Below are 17,902 nucleotides of genomic sequence, written 5' to 3'. Positions count from 1 at the left end.
CCTAGCCCTCCCCGGGGTTGGTCAAGAGCACTCCGGGAAGGGTGTAGTGTTGTCAATGCAACGCGGGGTGGAGCAGCTCGGTAGCTCGCTGGGCTCATAACCCAGAGGTCGCAGGTTCAAATCCTGTCCCCGCTACCACTGGAAACGGCTCCGGAGATTCAATTCTCCGGAGCCGTTTTTCGTTGTTCCACATCCTCCAGGACTAGAACGTATTCTCGTACGTGAGGCCTCAGGAGGGACAGTGCAGCTCGCCGACGTCGATCTCTACAACCCGGACACCTTCGCGAAGGGCGTGCCCCACGAGATGTTCGCCGTATTGCGGCGGGAGGCCCCGGTCTACCGGCACCTCGACGAGCGCGGCGACCCGTTCTGGTGCGTCACCCGCCATGCCGACATCGTGACGGTGAACCGGGACGCCGAGACGTACTCGTCGTGGCGGGGTGCCACCTACATCGACGACCTGCGCCCGGACGACCTGGCGGGTCAGCAGCTGATGATGCTGAACATGGACCCACCGGACCACACGGTGCTGCGGAAGATCGTGAGCAAGGGTTTCACGCCCCGCCGCATCGGCCAGCTGCACGAGATTCTCGCGCGTCGGGCCACGACCATCGTCGACGCGGTGATCGAGCGCGGCGAGTGCGACTTCGTCGTCGATGTCGCGTCCGAACTCCCGCTTCAAGCGATCGCCGATTTCCTGGGGGTGCCCCAGGAAGATCGCAAGCTGATCTTCGATCTAACTAATCAGATGATCGGCTCGTCCGACCCGGAATTCCATCTCGAGGAAGGGCAGGAACGGGCGGCGGCGGCCCAGATGTTCGCGTACAGCCTGGAGATGTTCGAGGACCGCAAGAAGCACCCGCGCGACGACATCGCGACAGCTCTCATCCAGGCCGATGTACACGGCGAGAAGCTGGGCGAACTGGATTTCAACATGTTCTTCATGCTCCTCGCGGTCGCGGGTAACGAGACCACCCGCAACGCCATCTCACACACCCAGCTGGCGCTGATGGAGAATCCCGAGGAGCGCAGGAAGGTTCTCGAGGATCCGTCCAAGCTCGACGCTCTGATCGAGGAGGGGTTGCGCTGGGCCACACCCGTCATGCAGTTCCGCCGGACCGCGACCACGGACACCGTGCTGCACGACGTCGAGATCTCCGAGGGCGACCGCGTGGTCATCTGGCACATGTCGGGAAACCGCGATGAGGCCGTGTTCGACGACCCCTACACGTTCGACATCGACCGGCCCACCGGCCACTATTCCCAGCACATTGCGTTCGGCGGCGGTGGTCACCATTTCTGCCTCGGCGCCAACCTTGCTCGCGCGGAGATGAAGGTGATGCTGAGCGAGATTCTGCGTCGTATGCCCGATATGGAACAGACGGCACCGGCGCAGCGCCTGCGCTCCAACTTCATCAACGGGCTCAAGCACCTGCCGGTGTCGTTCACGCCCTCGTCCCTCTGAGCGGAGCGCCGCCTTTTCTGACAGCCTGGTCGGGTGAACAACGTCGACGCAGTGGTCATCGGATCCGGTCCCAACGGACTCGTCGCCGCTGCGACCCTGGCGGATGCGGGCTGGGACGTCGCGGTTGTGGAGGCGCAGCCGACGCCCGGCGGTGCGGTGAGGTCGGCGGAACTCGTCCCGGGCTTCACGTCGGACCTGTTCAGCGCGTTCTATCCCCTGTCCACCGTGTCGCCGGCGCTCCGCGGTCTCGATCTCGAGTCGCACGGTCTTCGGTGGAGTCACGCGCCCAGCGCGCTCGGGCACGCCCGCTCGGCCGCCGACGAGGACGCGCCGGTGATCCATCCCGACCCCGCGGATACGGCCGCCGACCTCGAACGCCGTCAACCTGGTGACGGCGCCGCGTGGACGGCGCTCGTCGAGCAGTGGCACGACATCAAGGAACCGCTGCTGAGCACCTTGTTCAGCCCGTTCCCGCCCGTGCGTGGCCCGAGCCGACTGCTGCGACAGCTGGGGACCGCCGAGTCGTTGCGGCTGGCCCGATTCCTCCTCCTGCCCGCACGGCGGATGGCCCATGAACTATTCCGCAGTGAGGCGGCACGACTTCTGTTGCTGGGTAACGCGATGCACGCCGATACCCCTCCGGACGCACCGGGCAGCGGCGTCATGGGTTACATCCTGACGATGCTCGCCCAGGACGGCGGTTACCCCGTTCCGGTGGGCGGCGCGGGCGAGTTGTCGGCCGCGATGGTGCGCCGAGCCGAGCACGCGGGTGTGCGCTTCTATTACGGCGACGCCGTGACCGGGATCGACGTCCGGTCGGGTCGCGCCGTGGGGGTGCGGACGGCGTCGGGTGGCCGCTACACGGCACGTCGGGCGGTGATCGCCGACGTCTCTGCGCCCGCGGTGTACGGGTCGCTGCTTCCGGACCACGCCGTCCCCGCCCGCGTGCGGGCCGACCTCGCGCATTTCGAGTGGGACACGCCGGTCCTGAAGGTCAATTACGCCTTGTCGCAGAAGATTCCGTGGCGTTCCCCCAGCCTGAACGGTGCGGGCACCGTCCACCTGGGGGCCGACGACAACGGACTCGTCCACTGGATGGCCGACCTGACCACCGGCACCGTCCCGTCCAGCCCGTTCCTGCTGTTCGGGCAGATGACGACCGCGGATCCCACCAGGTCGGCGGAGGGCACCGAAAGCGCCTGGGCGTACACGCATCTACCGCGCGACATCACCGACGACGCGTCCGCCGATCTGCTGGCCGCGCGAGTCGACGATGTACTCGAGGCGCACGCACCGGGTTTCTCGGAGCGGGTCGTCGGACGGGTCGTCCAGCGCCCGTCGGATCTCGAGGCGGCCGACGCGAATCTCGTGGGCGGTGCCGTCAACGGCGGGACGGCGCAACTCCATCAGCAGCTGATCTTCCGGCCGGGGCCGGGCACGTCCCGTTCGGAGACGCCGGTTCAGAGCCTGTACCTGGGAAGCGCCTCCGCGCACCCGGGTGGGGGCGTACACGGGGTGTCGGGCCTGAACGCCGCCCGCGCCGCGCTGGGCGAGGACGGACCGCGTGGGTGGCTGCGGCGGCGCACGTCGCGCGCCGTGATCGACCTGTTGTCGAAGGGACCGATACCCTAATTTGTCCCGTGCCGGGGTACCACACCGTGCAATGATCTGAGTCGTCGAATTCGGACCACGAAGGGGCATCATGCAGCATCGAGAATCATCCTTCGCCGGCGTCGGCGGAATTCCCATCGTCTACGACGTGTGGCTCCCCGAGCGGCGCCCGCGCGGCGTGCTGGTTCTGTGCCACGGCTTCGGGGAGCATGCCCGGCGCTACGACCATGTGATCGAACGGCTCGGGGAACTCGACCTCGCGATCTACGCGCCCGACCACCGTGGGCACGGGCGGTCGGGCGGCAAACGGGTCCACCTCAAGGACTGGACCGAGTTCACCGACGACCTGCACCAGTTGTTCGGCATCGCGTCGACGGACTGGCCCGGCACCGACCGGTTCCTCATCGGGCACAGCATGGGCGGTTCCATCGCGCTGACCTACGCACTCGACCACCAGCAGGACCTGAAGGCACTCATGCTGTCCGGGCCTGCGGTCGACGTGACGAGCGGCACGCCGCGCATCGTGGTCGAGATCGGCAAGCTGGTGGGTCGCTTCCTGCCCGGAGTGCCCGTCGAGTCGCTCGACGCGAAGCTGGTCTCCCGCGATCCTGCGGTCGTGTCGGCGTACGAGGAGGATCCCCTCGTCCACCACGGGAAGGTGCCTGCCGGGATTGCGCGCGGGATGATCCTCGCCGCCGAACGGTTGCCGGAACGTCTGCCGTCGCTGACGATTCCCCTGCTTCTCCAGCACGGCCAGGACGACGGACTCGCGAGTGTGCACGGCACGGAACTGATCGCGGAGTACGTCGGTTCGGAGGATCTCACGGTGGAAATCTACGAAAACCTGTTCCACGAGGTGTTCAACGAACCGGAGAACGAGGAGGTACTCGACGACCTCGTCGAGTGGTTGCGGCCGCGCGTACAGGCCTGACTTCGTCGGGGGTGTTCTGCACCCCCGGACGATGGATGCCAGGATGGGCTGATGAAACGTCACGTCAGCGCCACTCTCGACATCGAGGTCACCGACGCCACCAGTCTCGAATTCAAGATCGCGGTGGCCCGGACGCCCGGTTCGGAGTTGTCGGAATCGTTGACGTTCACCCTCGACGGTAACCGTGTCGAGGCACGAGAGATGGTGGCGGAGCACGGTACTCGCGTCCACCTCCTGGACAGCGCACCCGGCTCGCTGCACGTCGAGTACTCGGCTTCCGTTCTGGGTAAGGCCGATTCGCCTCCGGTCACCGACTACGACCTGTCGAAGTATCTGCGCCCGAGCCGATATGCGGAGGCGGACAAGTTCTTCGGCTTCACCGGCGGTGAATTCAATCTGTCCAAGCCGCACTCGGAACTGCTGCAGGACATCACCACCTGGGTGGGATCGCGACTGCTGTACCAGGCGGGTTCGAGCAGATCCACAGACAGCGCAGTCGACACGATGCTGTCCGGGGCGGGCGTGTGCCGTGACTTCGCCCACCTCACGGTGGCGCTTCTGCGGGCCGTCACCATTCCGGCGAGGCTGGTGGCCGTGTACGCGCCGGGGTGCGATCCGATGGACTTCCATGCTGTCGTCGAGGCGTTCGTCGATGACGAATGGCGTGTGGTCGACGCGACCCGACTGGCGCCGCGTTCGGCACTCCTGCGGATCGCGACGGGGCGCGACGCCGCGGACACCGCGTTCCTGGACAATCACGGCGGGGCGATCACGCTCGAGAACACCGTGGTGACTGCCGTCGTCGACGGCGAGTTCCCGTATGACGACTATGCGACACCCACCTCACTGACCTGACGGGTCAGGTTGCGTCCGAGAGCCTTTCGGTGAGCACGCCCACCTGAATCTTCTTGGCGTCGGCGTGCACCTCACGGCCGGCGTCGGTGACGTCGACGAACACCCCCCGCCGGTCCGCCTCGCACAGCGCCCTCGCGACCAGGCCCGCCCTTTCCAGCCGGGCCACGCTCCGGGACAGGGCGCTGGGGCTGAGGTACATCTCGGCCGCGAGGTCCTGCATCCGGGGTCGCTCGCAGGTGGCGTCCATGAGTCGGTCGAGCGTCTCGAAATCGCTCATGCTCAGGCCGTGGGCGTGTTGCATCTCACGATCCAACTCGCAGGCGATGGAGTTGTATCTGCTCGCAAGCAGCCGCCACGTGCCGCGCAGGTCTGCTTCAGAGCTCATGCCCCGCACCCTAGCGCGCGTACGCAAAAGGTGCAAGCGAATTAAATGCAAACGAAATTAGTGCTTGCGCATTGATTGCACATGCATCTACATTCTCCCTGTGACTATCAGCGACGCCACCCCGGACCTCGCCATCTCGTCGGGCGCTACCGCCACCCCGTCGACCGACCAGGCCTGGACACCCCGCCTCTGGGGCGTCCTGGCCGTGCTGTGCCTCGTCATGTTCCTCGACGGTCTCGACGTCTCGATGGTGGGTGTTGCGTTGCCCTCCATCGGAACCGAGTTGGGGCTGTCCACCACCTCACTCCAATGGATCATCAACGGATACGTACTCGGATTCGGTGGTCTGCTGCTGCTGGGCGGGCGCACTGCCGACCTCCTCGGCCGCCGCCGCGTCTTCCTGATCGCACTCACCGTGTTCGCGATCGCGTCCCTGGTCGGCGGACTCGTCGACAACGGCACGCTGCTCATCGCGAGCCGCTTCGTGAAGGGTCTCGCCGCGGCGTTCACCGCACCGACCGCGATGTCCATCCTCACCACCACGTTCAAGGAGGGGCCCGCCCGCAACCGGGCGCTGTCGATCTTCTCCGTCTTCGGAGCCAGCGGCTACTCGTCCGGCCTGATCCTGGGCGGACTGCTGACCAGCGCCGGGTGGCGCTGGACCTTCCTGATGCCGGTGCCGTTCGCGGTCCTCGCCCTGGTCGCGGGCGCCGTCCTGATCCCCCGCGACCGCGCCGCCGACAACGGCGGACACGACATCGTGGGCGCCGCCACGCTGGTGTCGGGAATGCTGCTCGCCGTCTACACCGTCGTGTCGGCACCGGCCCGCGGCTGGGCCGATCCGCTCACGCTGGGCTCGTTCGCTCTGGCCGCAGCCCTGCTGGCGTCGTTCTTCGTCGTGGAGAACCGGGTGGCGCACCCGTTGGTGCGTCTGAGCATCCTCCGCGTCGGCTCGATCGTGCGGGCGAACCTCAGCATCATCGCGCTGTTCGGCTCCTACCTGAGCTTCCAGTTCATGATGACCATCTTCCTGCAGTCGGTGCTCGGATGGTCGCCGCTGGAGATGGCGCTGGGTCTCCTGCCCGCCGGCATCATCGTGGCCTTCGGGTCGCCGTTCGTCGGACGCCTGATCGACGCGTTCGGCACGGCACGCATGATCATCGCGGCACTGACCTCGTTGAGCCTCGGCTACCTGTGGTTCCTCTTCGCAGGGAGCGACCAGCCCCACTACGCGGTCGCGATCCTGCCGAGCGTGCTGCTGCTGGGCGTCGGTTTCGCACTGGGCTTCACGTCGATCATGGCCCAGGCCACGTCGGGCGTCGACGACTCCGAGCAGGGGTTGGCGTCAGGCCTCGTGCAGACGTCCGCGCAGGTCGGTGCCGCGCTCGTGCTGGCACTCACCACCGCACTCGTCACCGCCGGCTCGCACACGGCCGCCGGGATCAGTGGCGCCGGGTTCCACCAGTTCCACTCCGGCCTCGTGCTCGTCACGGGAGTCGCACTGCTGGGACTGCTGATCACGGTGTCACCGCTGCTGCGCAGGGTGCTCAACCCCGCGTGAGACCCGAACGGCAGAACGGGTGGGCACAGGCCCACCCGTTCTGCCGTTCACATCGTTCAGGCCGAGTGCCGCTTCGACTCCGTGAGCGCGCGGGACGCGAAGTCGACGGTGAGTCCGATGATCGTGCGACTCTCCCGCAGCACCTTACCGATCACAGGGAACGCGTGGATCTGCCCACTCCAGATGTGGGTCTCGATCTGCCGCCCCTCCCGATCGAACCGGTCCGTGATGATCTCCACGTCGGGCCGCATGATCTCGTATTCGGCGGCGGTGAAGAAAACGGGCGGGAACAGTGCCGGGTCCGCATTCACCGGGGACTGGGCGCCCGGAATCTGATCGGGCCCGGCCAGCCAGCGATCCTTCAGCTTGGCCACCTGCGACATCGGTAGGTACGCGTCACGTTTCATGAAATCGGGGTCGTGATCCTCGAGGTCGAGGTTGAGCAGCGGGGAGTACCCGATGACGGCCGCCGGGCGGGTGAGGCCCCGCAACGCGGCAACTTCCGCGACCTTCATCGCGAGGTATCCGCCCGCCGAGTCCCCCGCGACGATCACCCTGCTGGGGTCGTCGCAGACCTTCAGCACCTCGGTGTACGCGGTCATGGCGTCCACCAGCGACGCCCCGATCGCACCCTTGGGAAGCTGCCGGTATTCGACCGAGACGACGGGCGCACCCGAACGTGCGGCGAGCAGTCCGCACAGTGCCCGGTGGGTGGCGAGCCCGCAGAACACGAATCCGCCGCCGTGGAAGTAGAGGATGGTGGCACCGTCCATCGACGTGACCGTGGGTCGCGGATGGGTGATCTTCTCGCAGGGCACCCCGCCGAGCGAGATCGCCTCGATGTCGAGGCCCTTCGGCTTGGGAAGCCGGTCGATCAGCTCGTCGAGGGTCGCCAGCAATTCGATGCCGCGGTCCGTCGTCGGCCATATCGTGAACAGCGGTTTGACGAAAGCCCTGGCAAACCAGAACGTCATGCGCGCTCGGCGACTGACATCCCAGTGCCACACGATCGATTCACGCGTTCGCATACTGCCCTCCGTTGTATCGGACGCTTGTCCAGCCAAGTGGACACCCTAGGGCGATCCGGAGAGAAACGCACGCGAAACTTCTCACGTCCGCTCCCCGAGACCTCCCGCCACGGTAAGTCGAAGCCGCCCGTTACCGAGCGACTTCGACCGATTTCCGTCCGATTGCGGGAGGTTCACCGAGCCAGTCGCTCCTCCAGCCGAGCGATGATCTCGGTCGCCACCTGGGTGGGCGATCCGCCCACGTCCACCACGATCGCGTCCTCGTCCGGCTCGATCGGTTCGAGCGTCGAGATCTGTGTGTCCAGCAACGACGGGGGCATGAAGTGGTCGAGCCGGGCGGTCAGCCGTTCCCCGATCTGCGCCCGCGACCCGGCGAGATGCACGAAGACGACGTTGTCGCCCCGCAACACGTCGCGGTAGCTGCGCTTCAGCGCCGAGCAGGTGATGACCCCGGGAAGACCGTTCTCGGTGTGTTCCCGAATCCACCCCGCGACGACATCGAGCCACGGCCAGCGGTCCTCGTCGGTCAACGGCTGCCCCGACGCCATCTTCGCGACATTCGCGGGTGGGTGCAGGGCGTCTCCCTCCTGGAGGTCCCAGCCCATGGCGCCGGCGATGATTCCCGCGACCGTCGACTTCCCGGACCCGGACACCCCCATCAGCACCAGGACCGGATCTACCGTCTGCGGCGTGCGTCCTGCAGGTTCGCGCGTACTCACGTGCATCTCACCAACCTCACTCGACATTTCTCAGCCCCCTTTAGATGAATACGCTCAGTGCGAGGACCCCGGCGAGACCGGTGACGGAGATGATGCATTCCATCACCGTCCACGTCTTCAGGTTCTGTACCACCGTGACGCCGAGGTATTCCTTCACCAGCCAGAATCCCGCGTCGTTGACGTGCGACAGGAACAGCGAGCCGGAGCCGATCGCCAGCACCATCAGCGAGACGTGCGTCGAGGTCAGTTCGGCGGCGACGGGTGCGAGGATGCCGGACGCGGTGACCGTCGCGACGGTGGCCGATCCGGTGGCGACGCGGATGAGCACGGCCACGAGCCAGGCGAGGAACAACACGGGAAGGGCGCTGTCCTTGATCGCGTCGGCGATCACGTCGGCGATGCCGGTGTCGATCAAGACCTGCTTGAATCCGCCGCCGGCGCCGACGATGAGGAGGATTCCGGCGATCGGGGGCAGTGAACTCTCCAGCGAGACGGCGATGGCCTTGCGGTCCATGCCGCCACCCCGGCCGAGGAGCGCCATCCCGGCGAGCACCGCGAGTCCGAGGGCCACGACCGGTGTTCCGAGGAAGTCGAGCAGCGCCTTCGCGGGCGACTCCGAGTCGGCGGCGATGACGTCGGCGATCGCCTTGCCCAGCATCAGGACGACTGGCAGCAGGATGGCGGACAGTGTTGCGGCGAAGCTGGGCCGGCGACGCTCGGCGGCGGCTTCGGCGCCTTCCCGGTCCTCAACGGTGACGTAGAGCTCGGGGACGGGGACGTCCACCCAGCGGGCCGCCAGCTTGCTGAACAGCGGCCCGGCGATGACGACGGTGGGAATCGCGACGAGGACGCCGAGGGCGAGGGTGAGTCCGAGGTTGGCGTTCAGGGCCGCCACCGCGACCAGGGGCCCGGGGTGCGGCGGAACGAGACCGTGCATGGCCGACAGACCTGCCAGCGTGGGAATCGCGATCCGCATCAACGACAACCCCGAACGCCGCGCGACCAGGATGATGACGGGCATCAACAGCACGAGGCCGATCTCGAAGAACATCGGCAGGCCGATCACGGCGCCGACCAGCGCCATCATCCACGGCAGCGTCCGCGGGCCCGCCCGTCCGACGAGGGTGTCGACCACGCGGTCGGCACCACCGGAATCGGCGAGCAACTTGCCGAACATGGCACCGAATCCGATCAGGATTCCGACGCTGCCCATCGTGGCCCCGAAGCCCTCGACGAACGCCTTCACCGAGTCTTGCCCGCCCAGACCTGCGGCGATACCGACGCCGACGGCGCCGATCGACAGCGCGAGGAACGGGTGGAGTTTGAGCCAGGTGATCAGCGCGATGATGACGGCGACTCCGACGACGGCAGCCGTGATCAGCCGCGCGTCGTGACCGGCACTGTCGGCCGCTGCGAGTAGTGACGCGGTACTCATTCTGTTGCTCCAGGGAGATCGGTGATGGAATTGCCCTTATTCGTGACTCAGGTCACTGTGCCTCATAAACCATATGATTTCAAGCCCCGGACTTATTAAGTACTACTTAGAGTCTGGATCACGTGCCAACGTGTGTTCAATGGAGGCAACCGTGGGAACATCGGCGGATGACCAACGCAGACGGCGGCGAGTACCGGCAATTGCACGAAACGGTGCTCGATCGGCTGGGTAGCGACATCGTGGCCGGCGTCGTGGCACCCGGCACCCGGATCTCCGCCGACGACGTGGTCACCCAGTACTCCGTCTCCCGAACCGTCGTCCGGGAGGTGGTTCGGGTTCTCGAATCCCTCGGACTGCTGGCCGTGCGACGTCGCGTCGGGATCACCGTCCTGGGCGAGGAGCACTGGAATTCACTGGATCCGAGCGTGATTCGGTGGAAGCTGGCCGGCCCGCAGCGGTTCGAACAGCTGTCGAGCCTGAGCGAGCTACGGTCGGGCATCGAACCGCTCGCCGCGCGTCTCGCGGCGACACGCGCGACGCCCGAACAGTGCGGGGCGCTGACGGCCGCCGTCATCGGAATGTCGTCGACGTCCCGCGCCGCGGACACGGACGCCTACCTGGCCCACGACTCCGATTTTCACCGCACGCTGCTGACCGCGTCGGGGAATCCCCTGTTGCGCGCGATGTCGCAGATCGTCGTGGAAGTACTCGAGGGCCGCACCCGGCACTCACTGATGCCGCACGTCGCCGAGACGGAAGCAATCCGCCTCCACGGCGTCGTGGCGTCGTCCATTCAGATGGGCGACGCCGACGCGGCGGAGGCGGCCATGCGCGCGATCGTGAGCGAATCCGCGACGGCGGTCGAGCAGATGAAGGACGAAGAAGACACCCACGAGTGAGCTATTCGCGGGTGTCTTCTTCGCAGCGCGGTTAGTCCTACGCGACCGAATCCGAATGCATGGCTTCGAGTTCCACGCCCTTCGTCTCCTTGACCCAGCGCAACACGAACACGAGGGACAGCACCGCGCACACGGCGTAGAAGCCGTACGAGATTCCCAGCGAGAAGTCCTTCATGGACGGGAACGTCACGGTGATCAGCCAGTTCGCCGCCCACTGAGCGCCCGCGGCGAGCGACAGGGCGGCTGCCCGGATGCGGTTGGGGAACGCCTCGCCGAGCAGGACCCACACCACGGGCCCCCACGACATTCCGAAGGCCACCACGAAGAGGTTGGCGGCGACGAGGGCGATAGGACCCTGCAGTCCGGTCAGCTGCGGCGTCGTGACGCCGTCCACGACGGTGGTGGACGCGGTGCCGAAGATGAACGCCATGGTCGCGAGCGTCACGGCCATACCGGCGGAGCCGATGATCAGCAGCGGCCGCCGGCCCACCCGGTCGATGTAGGCGATGGCGATGAGGGTGGTGGCGATGTTGACCACCGACGTGATGACCGTGATCTGCAGTGAGCTGCCCTCGTCGAAGCCGACTGCCTGCCACAGGACGCTGGAGTAGTAGAAGATCACGTTGATACCGACGAACTGCTGAAAGACGGAGAGTCCGATACCGATCCAGACGATCGGCATCAGGCCGAACGCGGAGCCCTTCAGATCACGGATCGACGGTTGCGTCTCGCGGGCCAGCGTCGAGCGGATGCTCTCGATCTTGAGGTCCAGGCCCTTCTCGCCGAGCAGGACCGCGAGGATGCCGCGGGCCTCACCGAGGCGGCCCTGGGCGATCAGGTAGCGGGGAGATTCGGGAATCGTCAGCGACAGCAGTCCGTAGGCCAGTGCGGGCACGCACATCGCGAGGAACATCCAGCGCCAGGCCTCGAGCCCGAACCAGAGTTCTTCCTGCGACCCGCCGGCGATGGCCGCGAGGGCGTAGTCGACCAGGAGCGAGACGAAGATGCCCGTGACGATCGCGAGTTGCTGCAGCGACCCGAGACGTCCGCGCACCCGGGCGGGCGAGATCTCGGCGATGTAGGCGGGTGCGATGACCGAGGCCAGACCCACACCGATGCCGCCGACGATCCGGAACGTCACCAGCATCTCGACGTTGGCCGCGAATCCGGTGCCGATGGCGCTCAGCAGGAACATCACCGCAGCGGCCCGCATGGTGACGAGGCGTCCGTACCGGTCGGCGATCCGCCCGGCCAGCATCGCTCCCGCCGCGGCGCCCAGCAGTGCCGAGGCGATCGCGAATCCGAGGAGAGCGGAATCGACCTGGAACTTGCCCTCGATCGCCGACACCGCGCCGTTGATGACTGCGCTGTCGTAGCCGAAGAGCAACCCGCCGAGTGCGGCGACGACCGCGATACGGACGGGAACCGAAGTGCCCTCTGCTGTGTCGCCGGGCGATTCCGCACCGGGCAACAGGACGTTTTCAGTCATGGGACTCCTCGTGAGCAAGGGGGTGATCGAGTCTCGGATCGAGCCGAGGCCTGCGCGAGAGCGCATTCGTTGTGGTGCGGAACACAGTAAGCACCGAAACAGGAAACCGTCAAGATGTGAACATAAATAGGCGACCTTCACCGTAGATATGTTCATAAATGAACGAGGCTACCGTGACGTGCGCAGAGTTCACCCCACAAGCTGGCGGGAGACTTCAGCGGCGAACAGTCAGGCCGGAAGCGCGGATCGCAGACCCAGCGCGACGGCGCCGAGCACCTGCGCCCGGGGGCCGAGTTCGGCGACGCGGATGTCCAGGGAACGGACCGCGCTGGGCACCGCGTAGCGGCCGACGACCTCGCGCATCGGCCCGAGCAACAGTTCGCCGGCCAGCGCGAGTTCGCCGCCGATGACGAGTCGTTCGGGATTGACGAGGTTGCACAGGCTCGCCACCGCGACCCCGACGTGCCGCCCCGTGTCGGCGAGCACCCGGATGCAGGCGGCGTCGCCGCCCTCGGCCATCGCGACGATGTCGGCGATGGTGAGATCGGGGCCGCGACTCGGTGCGAGCAGTCCGATCACGACGTGCGAGGCGACGAGGGTCTCGAGGCAGCCGCGGTTGCCGCAGCGGCATACCTGACCGAACTCGTCGAGTGTCAGGTGGCCGATTTCGCCTGCGGTGCCGCCTCTTCCGCGGTACAGCCGGCCGTCGAGGACGAGCCCGGCTCCCACACCGTCGGACAGTTTGATGTAGGCGAGATCGGTGGTTCCCCGGCCCGCTCCCCACATGTGTTCGGCGAGCACGCCGAGGTTCGCGTCGTTGTCGACGTGCACCGCGGTGCCGAGATACTCCGACGCGATGGCGGCCGCGTCGACACCGACCCACCCGGGCAGGATCGACGGGCCGCCGACCTCGCCGGTGTCGGTCTCGAGCGGCGCGGGCAGACCCATTCCGACCGCGAGGACGGACGTACGGTCGCAGCCGAGTCGATCGAGGGCCGCGTCGAGAAGAGCGCCCGCCTGCACCACGCCATCCTCGGCGCGGTGCCCGGCACCGAGTTCGACGCGCTCCTCGGCGAGCACCTCGTGTGCCATGTCGGCGACGGCCACGGTGAGATGCCGGTGCCCGAAGTCGATCCCGACCGCGAGCCCCATCTTGCGGGTCAGTCGCACCGCGCGGCCCCGCTGGCCGGGGTGGTCGCCGCCCGGCACGGCGACCATCCCGGCCGCGGTCAATTCCTTGACCATGTTGGACACGGTGGCGGGAGCCAACCCGGTGCGACGCGCGATCTCCGCCTGGGTGAGCTCACCCGACGTCTGGAGCGCGCGGACCACGCGGTGCTGGTTGGCGGACTTCAGCGAGGACTGAGAACCAGGCCTCTGGGAGTCACCGTTGTCACTGTCGCGCACGAATTCACCGTACCGCGCCGCTTCTCCTGCTACCGGGCGAGTGCCGCCGCCTCACGCGCGAGGCCGCTGATCCGGTCCCAGTCCTTCTTCTTCACGGCGTCGGCGGGCGTGAGCCAGGATCCGCCGACGCAGCCGACGTTGGGCAGCGACAGGTAGTCGCCGACGTTCGACGTCGAGATGCCGCCGGTGGGGCAGAACCGTGCCGCCGGAACGGGTGAGTGGATCGAGCCGAGGAACTTCGCGCCACCCGACGCCTCGGCGGGGAAGAACTTGAGTTCGCGATAGCCGTGCTCGAGCAGGAAGAGCACCTCGGAGACCGTCGCCGCGCCCGGGAGGTGCGGCAGTCCGGTCTCCGTCATGGCCTTCAGCAGAGTTTCGGTGCTACCCGGCGACACCAGGAACTGTGCTCCCGCGTCGGCCGCCTGCGCAGCCTGCACCGGTTCCACGATGGTGCCCGCGCCGACGCAGATCTCCGGCACCTCGCTCGCGATCGCCTTGATGGCGTCGAGAGCACACGGCGTGCGCAGGGTCAGTTCGATCATCGGGATGCCGCCGGCCACCAGCGCGCGAGCCACCGGCACTGCGTCGCCGAGGTCGTCCACGACGACGACGGGGATGACCGGGACGCGGTCGAGGAGGGAGGGGCTGTTCGTCACTGAAATACTCCTTAGACGGGTTGGGGGTGGAAAACGCTGGCGCCCTGGGTCGCCGGTCCGACAGCGGCGCGCAGGCCGGCGAAGAGTTCGCGCCCCGTACCGACCCATTCGTCGGCGCCCAGTGCACGACCGGTCGCCGGGCGGGCGGCCAGTTCCTCGTCGTCGAGGTGCACGTTCACGGAGCCGGTGACGGCGTCGACGGTCAGGACGTCACCGTCACGCACACGCGCGAGCGGTCCGTCCACGGCCGCCTCGGGGGTCAGGTGGATGGCCGCCGGAACCTTCCCGGAGGCACCGGACATCCGGCCGTCCGTGACCAGCGCGACCTTCCGGCCCTGGTCCTGCAGAACGCCGAGAACCGGGGTGAGCTTGTGCAATTCGGGCATCCCGTTGGCGCGTGGGCCCTGGTACCGGAGTACGGCCACGAAATCGCCGGTCAACGTGCCCGCCTCGAACGCGGCGAGGAAGTCGAGCTGATCGTCGAAGACCCTGGCCGGAGCGGTCACCACGCGGTGGTCCGGGTGGACGGCCGACGTCTTCATCACGCAGGAACCGAGGTTTCCGGTCAGCATCTTGAGCCCGCCGTTGACGTCGAACGGATCTTCCGGTCCGCGCAACACGCTGGTGTCGAGGCTGATTCGCGTACCCGGCTGCCATTCGACGCCCTCGCCCGACAGCTTCGGTTCCTCGGTGTAGCGGCGGAGCCCGGGGCCGACGACGGTCTTCACGTCCTCGTGCAGCAGTCCCGCGTCCAGCATCGAGGACACGACGTAGCCGAGTCCACCGGCCGCGTGGAAGTGGTTCACATCGGCCGAGCCGTTGGGGTAGATCCGGGCGAGCAGCGGCACCACCGCGGACAACTCGGACAGGTCGTCCCACGTGAGCGTGATTCCGGCGGCGCGGGCGATCGCCACGAGGTGCATCGTGTGATTGGTCGAACCGCCGGTGGCGAGCAGCGCCACGCAACCGTTGACCACGGCCTTCTCGTCGACGACCTCGCCGACCGGCGTGTAGTCGTCGCCGAGTGCGGTGAGACCGGTGACGCGCCTTCCCGCCTCCGACGTCAGTGCGTCACGCAGCGGGGTACCGGGGTTCACGAAGCTCGACCCGGGCAAGTGCAGGCCCATCACCTCCATGAGGAGCTGGTTGGAATTGGCCGTGCCGAAGAACGTGCACGTGCCCGCGCCGTGGTAACTCGCCGCCTCCGCGTCGAGCAGCTCCTCGCGTTCGGCCTTACCCTCCGCGTACAACTGCCGCACGCGCGACTTCTCGTTGTTGGGCAGACCGGACGTCATCGGACCGGCCGGGACGAAGATCGTCGGCAGGTGACCGAAACCCAGAGCGCCGATGAGCATCCCCGGCACGATCTTGTCGCACACTCCGAGCATGAGGGCGCCGTCGAACATGTCGTGGGACAGTCCGATCGCCGTCGCCATCGCGATGACGTCGCGGCTGAACAGCGACAGCTGCATGCCGTCGCGGCCCTGAGTGATGCCGTCGCACATCGCGGGGACACCGCCGGCGAACTGGGCGATGCCACCGGCCTCCATGACCGCGGCCTTCAGCTGCCGCGGAAAGTGCTCGAACGGCTGGTGCGCCGACAGCATGTCGTTGTACGACGAGACGATCGCGATATTGGGCTTGACGAAGCTGCGCAGCGCCTTCTTGTCGGCCGGGCCGGACGCGGCGAAGCCGTGTGCGAGGTTCGCGCAGGCCAGCTTGCCGCGCGCCGGGCCGCGGTCCCCCGCCGCCCGGATACGGTCGAGGTAGACCGTGCGCTCGGGTTTGCTGCGCTCGATGATGCGTTCGGTGACGGCGGCGAGGACGGGGTGCACGTCGGCCGTCGGTGTGGGTGCGTCGGTCATGCGGTGACTCCTTCGTGCCAGGCGCGGCCGTCGCGCTCGATCAGGGTGGTCGCGTCGGTGGGCCCGTTGGTGCCGGCCGGGTAGCGGCGCGGGGCGCGCTCGGACTTCTCCCAGCCGACGAGGATCTGCTCGACCCACTCCCAGGCGGCCTCGACCTCGTCGCGGCGCATGAACAGGGTCGGGTTACCCCGGACCACGTCCATCAGCAGCCGCTCGTAGGCGTCGGGTGACGGACGCTTGAACGTTTCGATGTAGTTGAGGTCCAACGACACCGGCTTGAGTCGGATACCGCCGGGGCCAGGTTCCTTCGCCGTCATGTGCAGCCGCATGCCCTCGTGGGGCTGCAACTGGATCACCAGGCGGTTGGGTTCGCTGTGGCCCTCGCTGCCGGGGAACATGGGGTGCGGGACGGGCTTGAACTGCACCACGATCTCCGAGCAGCGCCGGTCCATGCGCTTGCCGGTGCGCAGGTAGAACGGAACGCCGGCCCAACGCCAGTTCTGGATCTCGGCCTTGACGGCGATGAACGTCTCGGTGGTGCTCTCCGGGTTCTCGACGTCCTCCTGGTATCCGGGGACGGCGATCCCGTCGGCCAGGCCGGGGCCGTACTGGCCTGCGACGGTGCAGCTTTCGACGTACTTCGGGCTCATCGGCTTGAGGGCCTGGAGGACCTTGAGCTTCTCGTCTCGCACGGTCTCGCGGTCGACGTAGGTGGGCGGTTCCATCGCGACGAGGCAGAGCATCTGCAGGAGGTGGTTCTGCAGCATGTCGCGCAGGGCACCCGCCGACTCGTAGTAGCCGCCGCGACTGCCGACTCCGAGCGACTCGGCGACGTTGATCTGCACGTGGTCGATCGACGACGAGTTCCACAGCGGTTCGAGGAACGTGTTGGCGAATCGCGTAACCAGAAGGTTCTGGACGCTCTCTTTGCCGAGGTAGTGGTCGATGCGGAAGATCTGCGATTCCTCGAACACGGCGCCGACCGCGTCGTTGACGGCGCGGGCCGAGGCGAGGTCGTGTCCGATCGGCTTCTCCAGCACGACGCGGGACTGTGCGTCGGCGAGACCGTTCAGGGCGAGGTTGTCACAGATCGGCCCGAACAGACTGGGAGCGCAGGCCAGGTAGAAGACCCGGATCGAACCTTCCCGCGCGGCGAGGCACTCGCTGAGGCCCGCCCAGTTCGCGGGGTCCGCGGCGTCGACGGAGACGTATTCGAGGCGATTGAGAAATCGCTCACAGGTGTCCGAATCCAGCTGATCGCCGGACACGAACCGGGCGAGTTCGCCTCGCACCTTGTCGCGGTAGCCGTCGGTGTCGAGACCGGCTCGCGAGGCACCGATCACGCGGGTTTCTGCGGGCAGCTGGCCGTCCCGATCGCGCAGGTAGAGCGCGGGAAGCAGCTTACGAACCGCCAGGTCGCCGGTTCCGCCGAACACGACGAAATCGCACGGTTCCACGGTGGTCGCTGGTGACATGTCATCTCCCTCTGAAAGCCGGATGTGTGGGCCGTCACAGACGACAGTAGGCGACCTTTGGCTTTCGATCAATACAGACTTAAGTATTTCTGCGAACAAAGATCCGGGGCTTACGTTGTCA

15 protein-coding genes and 1 tRNA gene are annotated in these 17,902 nt (G+C 67.1%); 7 read left to right on the top strand and 9 right to left on the bottom strand.

Annotated elements, in window-relative coordinates; genetic code table 11:
- Nucleotides 1-61: 61 nt before the first annotated feature.
- The 5 genes from QM841_RS24030 (at nt 62) to QM841_RS24010 (ending at nt 4,862) form a co-directional block, all read left to right on the top strand.
- Nucleotides 62-138, top strand: a tRNA-Met gene (locus tag QM841_RS24030).
- Nucleotides 139-241: 103 nt separating this feature from the next.
- Nucleotides 242-1,465, top strand: a complete 1,224-nt coding sequence (locus QM841_RS24025) for a cytochrome P450 (protein WP_283333873.1) — start codon at nt 242-244, stop codon at nt 1,463-1,465.
- A gap of 33 nt (nt 1,466-1,498) precedes the next feature.
- Nucleotides 1,499-3,097, top strand: a complete 1,599-nt coding sequence (locus tag QM841_RS24020) for a phytoene desaturase family protein (RefSeq protein ID WP_283333871.1) — start codon at nt 1,499-1,501, stop codon at nt 3,095-3,097.
- Nucleotides 3,098-3,167: 70 nt separating this feature from the next.
- Entirely contained in the window at nt 3,168-4,007 is an 840-nt protein-coding gene (locus QM841_RS24015; RefSeq protein ID WP_105415470.1) for an alpha/beta hydrolase, read from the top strand.
- A 51-nt stretch (nt 4,008-4,058) separates the two neighbouring features.
- Nucleotides 4,059-4,862: a transglutaminase-like domain-containing protein gene (locus QM841_RS24010; RefSeq protein WP_164059878.1), complete on the top strand. Its 804-nt coding sequence runs from the start codon at nt 4,059-4,061 to the stop codon at nt 4,860-4,862.
- Between the two features lie 4 nt (nt 4,863-4,866).
- Here the strand turns inward: QM841_RS24010 and QM841_RS24005 are convergent, their stop codons facing one another.
- Nucleotides 4,867-5,247: a MarR family winged helix-turn-helix transcriptional regulator gene (locus tag QM841_RS24005; RefSeq protein WP_283333868.1), complete on the bottom strand. Its 381-nt coding sequence runs from the start codon at nt 5,245-5,247 to the stop codon at nt 4,867-4,869.
- Between the two features lie 64 nt (nt 5,248-5,311).
- Between QM841_RS24005 and QM841_RS24000 the strand changes: the two genes are divergently transcribed.
- Nucleotides 5,312-6,808 carry an MFS transporter gene (locus tag QM841_RS24000; RefSeq protein ID WP_283333866.1) on the top strand — a complete coding sequence of 499 codons (1,497 nt, stop codon included), beginning with the start codon at nt 5,312-5,314 and terminating at the stop codon, nt 6,806-6,808.
- Nucleotides 6,809-6,864: 56 nt separating this feature from the next.
- Here QM841_RS24000 and QM841_RS23995 read toward each other — a convergent pair whose 3' ends face one another.
- From QM841_RS23995 to QM841_RS23985, 3 genes are all read right to left on the bottom strand, one after another.
- Nucleotides 6,865-7,836, bottom strand: coding sequence for an alpha/beta hydrolase (locus tag QM841_RS23995; RefSeq protein WP_283333864.1), 972 nt, complete (start codon nt 7,834-7,836; stop codon nt 6,865-6,867).
- Nucleotides 7,837-8,009: 173 nt separating this feature from the next.
- The gene (locus QM841_RS23990; RefSeq protein ID WP_105415478.1) at nt 8,010-8,561 is read right to left on the bottom strand and encodes a gluconokinase; all 552 of its coding nucleotides are present in this window, start codon (nt 8,559-8,561) and stop codon (nt 8,010-8,012) included.
- A gap of 34 nt (nt 8,562-8,595) precedes the next feature.
- Nucleotides 8,596-9,990 carry a GntP family permease gene (locus QM841_RS23985; protein WP_105415481.1) on the bottom strand — a complete coding sequence of 465 codons (1,395 nt, stop codon included), beginning with the start codon at nt 9,988-9,990 and terminating at the stop codon, nt 8,596-8,598.
- Between the two features lie 167 nt (nt 9,991-10,157).
- Here QM841_RS23985 and QM841_RS23980 point away from each other — a divergent pair, with 167 nt between their 5' ends.
- On the top strand, nt 10,158-10,889 hold the full coding sequence (locus QM841_RS23980) for a FadR/GntR family transcriptional regulator (protein WP_005251406.1): 732 nt from the start codon (nt 10,158-10,160) through the stop codon (nt 10,887-10,889).
- A 37-nt stretch (nt 10,890-10,926) separates the two neighbouring features.
- Here QM841_RS23980 and QM841_RS23975 read toward each other — a convergent pair whose 3' ends face one another.
- From QM841_RS23975 to zwf, 5 genes are all read right to left on the bottom strand, one after another.
- Entirely contained in the window at nt 10,927-12,378 is a 1,452-nt protein-coding gene (locus tag QM841_RS23975; protein WP_009475028.1) for a sugar porter family MFS transporter, read from the bottom strand.
- Nucleotides 12,379-12,606: 228 nt separating this feature from the next.
- Nucleotides 12,607-13,785 (bottom strand): ROK family transcriptional regulator, encoded by a 1,179-nt coding sequence (locus QM841_RS23970; protein ID WP_283333860.1) that lies wholly within the window; start codon nt 13,783-13,785, stop codon nt 12,607-12,609.
- Between the two features lie 29 nt (nt 13,786-13,814).
- Nucleotides 13,815-14,441, bottom strand: coding sequence for a bifunctional 4-hydroxy-2-oxoglutarate aldolase/2-dehydro-3-deoxy-phosphogluconate aldolase (gene eda / locus QM841_RS23965; protein WP_283333858.1), 627 nt, complete (start codon nt 14,439-14,441; stop codon nt 13,815-13,817).
- 11 nt (nt 14,442-14,452) lie between these two features.
- Complete coding sequence (gene edd, locus QM841_RS23960) at nt 14,453-16,306, bottom strand: phosphogluconate dehydratase (RefSeq protein ID WP_280780438.1); 1,854 nt, start codon at nt 16,304-16,306, stop codon at nt 14,453-14,455.
- A complete protein-coding gene (zwf, locus tag QM841_RS23955) occupies nt 16,303-17,781 on the bottom strand; it encodes a glucose-6-phosphate dehydrogenase (RefSeq protein ID WP_283333856.1) in 1,479 nt (492 codons plus the stop codon). The genes edd and zwf overlap by 4 nt, the downstream gene beginning before the upstream one ends.
- Nucleotides 17,782-17,902 lie beyond the last annotated feature (121 nt).

The organism is Rhodococcus sp. IEGM 1307 (assembly GCF_030056915.1).
In the GTDB taxonomy this organism is placed as follows: domain Bacteria; phylum Actinomycetota; class Actinomycetes; order Mycobacteriales; family Mycobacteriaceae; genus Rhodococcus_F; species Rhodococcus_F opacus_D.
This window is presented reverse-complemented; position numbering and strand designations above follow the sequence as displayed.

Coding starts and splice junctions, on each gene's coding strand:
- QM841_RS24015 (WP_105415470.1), top strand. CDS start 3,168: ATGCAGCATCGAGAATCATCCTTCGCCGGCGTCGGCGGAATTCCCATC.
- QM841_RS24010 (WP_164059878.1), top strand. CDS start 4,059: ATGAAACGTCACGTCAGCGCCACTCTCGACATCGAGGTCACCGACGCC.
- QM841_RS24005 (WP_283333868.1), bottom strand. CDS start 5,247: ATGAGCTCTGAAGCAGACCTGCGCGGCACGTGGCGGCTGCTTGCGAGC.
- QM841_RS23995 (WP_283333864.1), bottom strand. CDS start 7,836: ATGCGAACGCGTGAATCGATCGTGTGGCACTGGGATGTCAGTCGCCGA.
- QM841_RS23990 (WP_105415478.1), bottom strand. CDS start 8,561: ATGCACGTGAGTACGCGCGAACCTGCAGGACGCACGCCGCAGACGGTA.
- QM841_RS23985 (WP_105415481.1), bottom strand. CDS start 9,990: ATGAGTACCGCGTCACTACTCGCAGCGGCCGACAGTGCCGGTCACGAC.
- QM841_RS23980 (WP_005251406.1), top strand. CDS start 10,158: ATGACCAACGCAGACGGCGGCGAGTACCGGCAATTGCACGAAACGGTG.
- QM841_RS23975 (WP_009475028.1), bottom strand. CDS start 12,378: ATGACTGAAAACGTCCTGTTGCCCGGTGCGGAATCGCCCGGCGACACA.
- edd (WP_280780438.1), bottom strand. CDS start 16,306: ATGACCGACGCACCCACACCGACGGCCGACGTGCACCCCGTCCTCGCC.
- zwf (WP_283333856.1), bottom strand. CDS start 17,781: ATGTCACCAGCGACCACCGTGGAACCGTGCGATTTCGTCGTGTTCGGC.